Consider the following 8182-nt stretch of genomic DNA (forward strand, 5'->3'; position numbering starts at 1 on the left):
CTGTCGTGACCGTGTTGCCCACCGCCCTCGACACCGGCGGGACCGAGTACTCCGCCCACCGCGACGCCATGCTCGCCAAGCTGGCCGAGCTCGACGCCGAGCACGCCAAGGCGCTCGCGGGAGGCGGCCCCAAGTACACCGAACGCCACCGCAAGCGCGGCAAGTTGCTCGCCCGCGAGCGCATCGAGCTGCTCGTCGACCCGGACACCCCGTTCCTGGAGCTGTCGCCGCTCGCCGCCTGGGGGAGCGACTATCCGGTCGGCGCCTCGATGGTCACCGGGATCGGCGTCGTCGAGGGCGTCGAGTGCCTGATCACCGCCAACGACCCGACCGTACGCGGCGGAGCCTCCAATCCGTGGACGCTGAAGAAGGCGCTGCGGGCCAACGAGATCGCGTACGCCAACCGGCTGCCCTGCATCAGCCTCGTCGAGTCCGGCGGCGCCGATCTGCCCTCCCAGAAGGAGATCTTCATCCCGGGCGGGGCCCTGTTCCGCGACATCACCCGGCTCTCCGCCGCCGGGATCCCCACCATCGCGGTGGTGTTCGGCAACTCGACCGCAGGCGGCGCGTATGTGCCGGGGATGTCCGACCACACCGTCATGATCAAGGAGCGGTCGAAGGTCTTCCTCGGCGGGCCGCCGCTGGTGAAGATGGCCACCGGCGAGGAGAGCGACGACGAGTCGCTCGGCGGTGCCGAGATGCACGCCCGCACCTCCGGCCTCGCCGACCACTACGCCGTGGACGAGCAGGACGCCCTGCGACAGGCCCGGCGCATCGTCGCCCGCCTCAACCACCGCAAGGCGCAACCGGATCCGTCCGTCCCGTACGAGGGGCCCGAGTACGACGAGGACGAGCTGCTCGGGATCGTGCCGGGGGACCTCAAGACGCCCTTCGACCCGCGCGAGGTGATCGCCCGGATCGTCGACGGCTCCGACTTCGACGAGTTCAAGCCGCTCTACGGGCCGAGCCTGGTCACCGGCTGGGCGCGGCTGCACGGCTACCCGGTCGGCATCCTCGCCAACGCCCAGGGCGTGCTGTTCAGTGCGGAGTCGCAGAAGGCCGCCCAGTTCATCCAGCTCGCCAACCAGCGCGACATCCCGCTCCTCTTCCTCCACAACACCACCGGTTACATGGTCGGCAAGGAGTACGAGCAGGGCGGCATCATCAAGCACGGCGCGATGATGATCAACGCGGTCAGCAATTCGAAGGTGCCGCATCTGTCGGTCCTCATGGGCGCCTCGTACGGCGCCGGGCACTACGGGATGTGCGGGCGCGCCTACGACCCCCGGTTCCTCTTCGCCTGGCCCGGCGCCAAGTCCGCCGTGATGGGGCCGCAGCAGCTCGCCGGGGTCCTCTCCATCGTCGCCCGCGCCTCCGCGCTCGCCAAGGGGCAGCCGTACGACGATGAGGCGGACGCCGGGCTGCGCGCCATGGTCGAGCAGCAGATCGAGGCCGAGTCCCTGCCGACGTTCCTGTCCGGGCGCCTGTACGACGACGGGGTCATCGACCCCCGCGACACCCGCACGGTCCTCGGCATCTGTCTGTCCGCCGTCCACACGGCCCCGGTCGAAGGCGCGCGCGGCGGCTTCGGCATCTTCAGGATGTGAGGCGCTGATGATCCAGTCCGTTCTTGTCGCCAACCGGGGCGAGATAGCCTGCCGGGTCTTCCGCACCTGCCGTGACCTGGGCATTTCCACGGTCGCCGTGTACTCCGACCCGGACGCGTCGCTGCCGCACGTACGCGAGGCCGACGCGGCCGTGCGGCTGCCGGGGGCCACGCCCGCCGAGACGTATCTGCGCGGCGACCTCGTCGTGAAGGCGGCGCTCGCGGCGGGCGCGGACGCGGTGCACCCGGGGTACGGGTTCCTCTCCGAGAGCGCCGGCTTCGCGCAGGCGGTCGTCGACGCCGGGCTGACCTGGATCGGCCCGCCGCCCGCCGCCATCGAGGCGATGGCCTCCAAGACCCGGGCCAAACAGCTGATGGCGGCGGCCGGGGTGCCGCTGCTCGCCCCCGTCGACCCGGCGAAGGCCACCGGGGCCGATCTGCCGCTGCTCCTGAAGGCGGCGGCGGGCGGGGGAGGCCGGGGAATGCGCGTCGTACGGGAACTCGGCGATCTGGAAGGCGAGTTGCAGGCCGCGTCCGCCGAGGCGCGGTCCGCGTTCGGGGACGGTGAGGTGTTCGCCGAGCCGTACGTGGAGCGCGGGCGCCACGTCGAGGTGCAGATCATGGCGGACGCGCACGGCACGGTGTGGGCGCTCGGCACCCGTGACTGCTCGCTCCAGCGCCGCCACCAGAAGGTCATCGAGGAGGCACCGGCGCCCGGCCTGCCCGACGCCCTGCGCACCAAGCTCCGCACCGCCGCCGTGGCCGCCGCCCGTGCCGTCTCCTACCGGGGCGCGGGAACGGTCGAGTTCCTGGTCGACCCCTCCGGACGGGCGTACTTCCTGGAGATGAACACCCGCCTCCAGGTCGAACACCCCGTCACCGAGGCCGTGTTCGGCATCGACCTGGTCGCGCTGCAACTCCAGGTCGCCGAGGGCGCCACCCTGCCCGCCGAGCCACCCGAGCCGAACGGGCACGCCGTCGAGGCGCGGCTGTACGCCGAGGACCCGGCGGGCGGCTGGACCCCGCAGACCGGCGTCCTGCACCGGCTCGAAGTCCCCGGCGTCCGCCTCGACCGGGGCTACGCCGAAGGCGACGCCATCGGCGTCCACTACGACGCCATGCTCGCCAAGGCCGTTGTCCACGCCCCCACCCGTGCCGCCGCCGTCCGCACCCTCGCCCGCGCGCTCGAACTCGCCCGTATCCACGGGCCGAAGACCAACCGCGACCTGCTCGTACGCTCCCTGCGCCACCCGGACTTCACCACCGGCCGCCTCGACACCGGCTTCTACGACCGGCACCTGGCCGCCCTGACCGAGCCGCGCGCGGGGGAGGCGCACGCGGCCCTCGCCGCCGCCCTGGCGGACGCGGCGGGCCGCGCCTCCCGCTTCGGCGGAGGCTGGCGCAACCTGCCGTCCCAGCCGCAGACCAAGCGGTACGGGGACCACGAGATCCGCTACCACCTCACCCGCCACGGCCTCACCGCCGACGGCTTCCCGGACGTACGCCTGGAAACCGCCGAACCCGGCCGCATACGCCTCGAAGTGGACGGAGTCTCCCGGGACTTCCTGGTCGCGCGGTACGGCGACCAGGTGTACGTCGACACCGCCTCCGGCTCGTACGCCCTCACCGCACACCCGCGCTTCACCGACCCCAGCGAACTCGTCGCCCCCGGATCGCTGCTCGCCCCCATGCCGGGCGTGGTCGTCCGGGTCGCGGACGGGCTCGCCGAAGGGGCCCGGGTCGTCGCGGGACAGCCACTGATCTGGCTGGAGGCGATGAAGATGACCCACCCCATCACCGCCCCCGCCGCCGGCACGCTCACCGCGCTCCACGCCGCCCCCGGCCGCCAGGTCGAGGTCGGCGCCCTGCTCGCCGTCGTCCAGGACGCACCCGAAGCACAGGAGGACCAGCCGTCATGACCGGAGCACGTAGCAGCGCCATCGAGAGCCAGGAACTCAAGGACCTGCGGGCCGCCGTGGCGGCCCTGGGGCAGCGGCACGGCCGGGGCCACGACCGCGAGGTGCTGTGGGCCGACGCCGCCAAGCTCGGCTACCTCGGCGTGAACCTGCCGGAGGAGTACGGCGGCGGGGGCGGCGGGATGGCCGAACTGTCCATCGTCCTGGAGGAGTTGGGGGCGGCCGGCTGTCCGCTGCTCATGATGGTGGTCTCGCCCGCGATCTGCGGCACGGTCATCGCCCGCTTCGGCACCGAGGAGCAGAAGCGCACCTGGCTGCCGGGGCTCGCGGACGGCTCGCGGACCATGGCGTTCGGCATCACCGAGCCCGACGCGGGCTCCAACTCGCACCGCATCACCACCACCGCCCGCCGCGACGAGGAGACCGGCGGCTGGATCGTCAGCGGCCGCAAGGCCTTCATCTCCGGCGTCGACATCGCGGACGCCACCCTCATCGTCGGCCGCACCGAAGACGCCCGGACAGGCAGCCTCAAGCCCTGCCTGTTCATCGTCCCCCGCGACACCCCCGGCTTCCAGCGCTCCCGGATCGACATGGAACTCCAGGCCCAGGAGAAGCAGTTCGAGCTGACCCTCGACGAGGTGCGGCTGCCCCCCGAGTCGCTCGTCGGTGGGGGCCCCTCCCACGCTTTCGGCAGTGGGGGAGAGGACGCCGGGCTGCTCCAGCTCTTCGCAGGACTCAACCCCGAACGGATCATGACAGCCGCCTTCGCGATCGGCATGGGCCGCTACGCGCTGGCGCGGGCGCTCACGTACGCGCGCGAACGCCAGGTGTGGAAGCAGCCCATCGGCGCCCACCAGGCCATCGCCCACCCGCTCGCCCAGGCCCACATCGAGCTGGAGCTGGCCCGGCTGATGATGCAGAAGGCGGCCGCGCTCTACGACGCGGGCGACGACACGGGCGCGGGCGAGGCCGCCAACATGGCCAAGTACGCGGCGGCCGAAGCCTGCGTCAAGGCCGTAGACCAGGCCGTGCACACCCTCGGCGGCAACGGCCTCACCCGCGAGTACGGGCTCGCGGCGCTGATCACGGCGGCGCGCGTGGCCCGGATAGCGCCGGTCAGCCGCGAGATGATCCTCAACTATGTCTCGCATCAGACGCTGGGGCTTCCCAAGTCGTACTAGCCGTACTAGGACGTGCCCCCATGGTCTTCCACAGCGAGTACGCGGCCGTCCCGGTCGTCGACGAACCCATCCACCAGGCGGTCCTCGGGCACGCGGCGCCCCGGTACGGCGCCGCCACCGCCCTCATGGACGGCACGGACCCGACGGGCGCCACCTCCGTCTCGTACGCCCTGCTCGACGTGCAGCACCGCCGGGTCGCCGCCGCGCTCGCCGAGGCCGGACTGCGCAAGGGCGACGTCCTCGCCCTGCACAGCCCCAACTCGGTCCTCTTCCCCGCCGTGTTCTACGGGGCGACGCGCGCCGGGGCCTCGGTGACCACCGTCCATCCGCTGGCCACGGCCGAGGAGTTCGCCAAACAGATCGCCGACTCCTCGGCGCGCTGGATCGTCACGATCGCGCCACTTCTGGAGACGGCCCGCCGCGCGGCCGAACTCAGCGGCTGCATCGCGGAGATATTCGTCTGCGACCGCGCGGACGGCCACCGCTCGGTCCTCGACATGTTCACCTCCGACGCCCCCGAACCCACCGTGGAGATCGACCCCGGCGTGGACATCGCCGCGCTCCCGTACTCCTCGGGCACCACCGGCGTACCCAAGGGCGTGATGCTCACCCACCGCTCGATCGCCACCAACCTCGCCCAGCTCCACCCGCTCGTCCCCATGAAACCCGGCGACCGCATCCTCGCCGTCCTGCCCTTCTTCCACATCTACGGCCTCACCGCGCTGCTCAACGCGCCGCTGCGGCACGGCGCCACCGTCGTGGTGCTGCCGCGCTTCGAGCTCGACCAGTTCCTCGCCACCATCGAGCGCCACCGCATCACCGGCCTGTACGTGGCCCCGCCGATCGTGCTCGCCCTCGCCAAGCACCCGGCGGTCGCCCGGTACGACCTCTCCTCCCTGGAGTACATCGTCAGCGCCGCCGCCCCACTGGACGCCCAGCTCGCGGCGGCCTGCTCGGCCCGGCTCGGACTCCCGCCGGTGCGCCAGGCGTACGGGATGACCGAACTCTCGCCCGGCACCCACGCCGTCCCCCTGGCGGCCGCGAACCCGCCGCCCGGCACCGTCGGCAAACTCCTGCCCGGCACCGAGATGCGCCTCCTCTCCCTCGACGAGCCGGGCCGCGACGTCGCCCCCGGCGAGACCGGCGAGATCGCCATCCGGGGCCCGCAGGTCATGAAGGGCTACCTCGGCCGCCCCGAGGCCACCGCCGAGATGATCGACGCCGACGGCTGGGTGCACACCGGCGACATCGGCCACGCCGACGCCGACGGCTGGCTCTTCGTCGTCGACCGGGTCAAGGAACTCATCAAGTACAAGGGCTTCCAGGTGGCCCCCGCCGAACTGGAAGCGCTGCTGCTCACCCACGACGCCATCGCGGACGCGGCGGTGGTCGGTGTGTACGACGAGGACGGCACCGAGCTGCCGTGCGCCTACGTCGTACGGGCGCCGGGCAGCCAGGAGCTCACCACCGAGGACGTCATGGAGTACGTCGCCGGGCGCGTCGCCCCGTACAAGAAGATCCGCCGTGTGGAGTTCATCGGCACGGTGCCGCGCGCGGCGACCGGAAAGATCCTCCGCCGCGAACTCAGGGAACGCCGGGACGTCCGGGAGAGCGAGAAGGGCACCGCATGACCGTCGTACACCGGTCGCAGGACCGGGGCATCACCACACTGGCACTGGACTCGCCCGCCAACCGCAACGCCCTGTCGGCCGCCCTCGTCGGCGAGCTCGGCGCGGCCCTTGCCGACTGCGCCGACGACCCGGGCGTACGGGCCGTCCTCCTCACCCACACCGGGTCCACGTTCTGTGCGGGCGCCGACCTCAGGTCACCCCCGGACCCGGCCGCCTTCGTGACCCTGATGCGAGGCGTTGTCGAGCTGCCCAAGCCGGTCGTGGCACGGGTCACCGGGCACGTCAGGGCCGGCGGGCTCGGGCTGCTCGGCGCCTGCGACATCGCGGTGGCCGGACCGGACTCCACGTACGCCTTCACCGAATCCCTGCTCGGGCTCGCCCCCGCCGTGATCTCCATGCCCCTGCTGCCCCGCATGGACCCGCGCGCCGCCGGGCGCTACTACCTCACCGGGGAACGGTTCGGGGCGGCCGAGGCGGTACGGGCCGGACTGCTCACCGAGGCGGCCGACGACGTGGACGCGGCCCTCGCCCCGGTCCTCGACGGGCTGCGCCGGGCCTCCCCGCAGGGCCTGGCCGCATCGAAGGCACTGGTCACGGCTACCGTGGTGGAGACCTTCGACCGCTGGACACAAGACCTGAGCGCGCGTTCGGCGGCCCTGTTCGCCTCCGCCGAGGCGAAGGAGGGCGTGACGGCGTTCCTGGAACGACGGGAGCCCCCATGGGTGTGGTGACGCCGGCGACTGCCTCCGCGAAGGGCCCCAACTCTCCGAAACAGGACCGCAGTCGGGTCACCCGGCAGCGCCTCCTGGAGGCCGCGGTGGCCTGTCTGGCGGAACACGGCTGGGCGGGCTCCACCGTCTCCGTCGTCGCCGAGCGGGCCGGCGTCTCGCGGGGCGCGGCCCAGCACCACTTCCCCACCCGGGAGGACCTGTTCACGGCGGCCGTCGAATACGTGGCCGAGGAACGCTCCACGGCCCTGAGGGCGCTGGGCCCCACCGACCGCCACACCGTGGTCGCCAGCCTCGTCGACCTCTACACGGGCCCGCTGTTCCGGGCCGCCCTGCACCTGTGGGTGGCCGCCGCCAACGAGCCCCAACTGCACGCACGGGTACGGGAGCTGGAAGCCAGGGTGGGCCGGGAGTCGCACCGCATCGCGGTGGCCCTGCTCGGCGCTGACGAGTCGGTGCCCGGCGTACGCGAAACGGTCCAGGGCCTCCTCGACATGGCCCGTGGCCTCGGCCTCGCCAACCTCCTGACGGACGACGGGGCGCGCAGGCGCCGGGTGGTGGCGCAGTGGGCGGAGCTGGTGGACGGGGCGCTGGGGCGGGCATGAGAACGGGGGCCGGGCGCGTGCGCCCGACCCCCGTACCCGTCCTGCCAACTACGCGTTGTTGTCCGCGTCCTCGCACATCTTGGCCTTCTTGCGCAGCGCCTCGGCCTGCTGGTGCGCCTTGGCGGCGGCGGTGCGCTCGCCCAGCGCCTTGAGCTCGGCGGCCTTCCGGTCGAGCTGGGCGGCCTGCTGGCGCAGCTCGGCCGGCTTGCAGATGATGACACCGGCCTGCGCGGCGGGCGCGACGGTCACGGCCAGGCCGCCGGCGAGCAGCGCGGCGGACAGAACAGCGGTCACAGTACGACGCATGGGTGGTACTCCAAATCCCGGGCCCGAGGAGCCCGTTGTGGGGGGACTGGTTCTCGAAAACCCTATCCAATCCGGCCACGAAAGGATCAAGGGGCCCCGAGCGGGGGCACATACACGTGTGGGGGGGGGGGGGGGGGGGGGGGGGGGGGGGGGGACAAAGGGGAGGGGAGGGCGAGAGAGAAGGGGGAAGAGGGGGGGGACGAACACCC

The 8182-nt window shown here is 72.6% G+C and carries 7 protein-coding genes; 6 read left to right on the forward strand and 1 reads right to left on the reverse strand.

Features of this window, described 5'->3' with window-relative positions; translation table 11 throughout:
• Nucleotides 1-5: 5 nt before the first annotated feature.
• The 6 genes from ACZ499_RS03045 to ACZ499_RS03070 are packed head-to-tail and all read left to right on the forward strand — an operon-like array spanning nucleotide 6 to nucleotide 7667.
• Nucleotides 6-1607: an acyl-CoA carboxylase subunit beta gene (locus ACZ499_RS03045; protein ID WP_468671587.1), complete on the forward strand. Its 1602-nt coding sequence runs from the start codon at nucleotides 6-8 to the stop codon at nucleotides 1605-1607.
• 7 nt (nucleotides 1608-1614) lie between these two features.
• Nucleotides 1615-3525, forward strand: coding sequence for an acetyl/propionyl/methylcrotonyl-CoA carboxylase subunit alpha (locus tag ACZ499_RS03050; RefSeq protein ID WP_468671591.1), 1911 nt, complete (start codon nucleotides 1615-1617; stop codon nucleotides 3523-3525).
• Nucleotides 3522-4703: an acyl-CoA dehydrogenase family protein gene (locus ACZ499_RS03055; protein ID WP_468671594.1), complete on the forward strand. Its 1182-nt coding sequence runs from the start codon at nucleotides 3522-3524 to the stop codon at nucleotides 4701-4703. The genes ACZ499_RS03050 and ACZ499_RS03055 overlap by 4 nt, the downstream gene beginning before the upstream one ends.
• A 20-nt stretch (nucleotides 4704-4723) precedes the next feature.
• Entirely contained in the window at nucleotides 4724-6334 is a 1611-nt protein-coding gene (locus tag ACZ499_RS03060) for a 4-coumarate--CoA ligase family protein (RefSeq protein WP_468671596.1), read from the forward strand.
• Nucleotides 6331-7065, forward strand: coding sequence for an enoyl-CoA hydratase family protein (locus ACZ499_RS03065; RefSeq protein WP_468671599.1), 735 nt, complete (start codon nucleotides 6331-6333; stop codon nucleotides 7063-7065). Before ACZ499_RS03060 ends, ACZ499_RS03065 begins: the two co-directional genes overlap by 4 nt.
• Nucleotides 7053-7667 carry a TetR/AcrR family transcriptional regulator gene (locus ACZ499_RS03070; protein WP_468671602.1) on the forward strand — a complete coding sequence of 205 codons (615 nt, stop codon included), beginning with the start codon at nucleotides 7053-7055 and terminating at the stop codon, nucleotides 7665-7667. Before ACZ499_RS03065 ends, ACZ499_RS03070 begins: the two co-directional genes overlap by 13 nt.
• Nucleotides 7668-7715: 48 nt before the next feature.
• On the opposite strand, the gene ACZ499_RS03075 is transcribed toward ACZ499_RS03070, so the two are convergent.
• Nucleotides 7716-7973 (reverse strand): hypothetical protein, encoded by a 258-nt coding sequence (locus tag ACZ499_RS03075; RefSeq protein ID WP_468671604.1) that lies wholly within the window; start codon nucleotides 7971-7973, stop codon nucleotides 7716-7718.
• Nucleotides 7974-8182: the final 209 nt, after the last annotated feature.

The organism is Streptomyces sp. NPDC031265, assembly GCF_055570295.1.

Bases quoted from the DNA above. Each gene is read 5' to 3' on its own strand.
- ACZ499_RS03065 (WP_468671599.1), top strand. From the start codon at position 6,331: ATGACCGTCGTACACCGGTCGCAGGACCGGGGCATCACCACACTGGCA.
- ACZ499_RS03050 (WP_468671591.1), top strand. From the start codon at position 1,615: ATGATCCAGTCCGTTCTTGTCGCCAACCGGGGCGAGATAGCCTGCCGG.
- ACZ499_RS03060 (WP_468671596.1), top strand. From the start codon at position 4,724: ATGGTCTTCCACAGCGAGTACGCGGCCGTCCCGGTCGTCGACGAACCC.
- ACZ499_RS03070 (WP_468671602.1), top strand. From the start codon at position 7,053: ATGGGTGTGGTGACGCCGGCGACTGCCTCCGCGAAGGGCCCCAACTCT.
- ACZ499_RS03055 (WP_468671594.1), top strand. From the start codon at position 3,522: ATGACCGGAGCACGTAGCAGCGCCATCGAGAGCCAGGAACTCAAGGAC.
- ACZ499_RS03075 (WP_468671604.1), bottom strand. From the start codon at position 7,973: ATGCGTCGTACTGTGACCGCTGTTCTGTCCGCCGCGCTGCTCGCCGGC.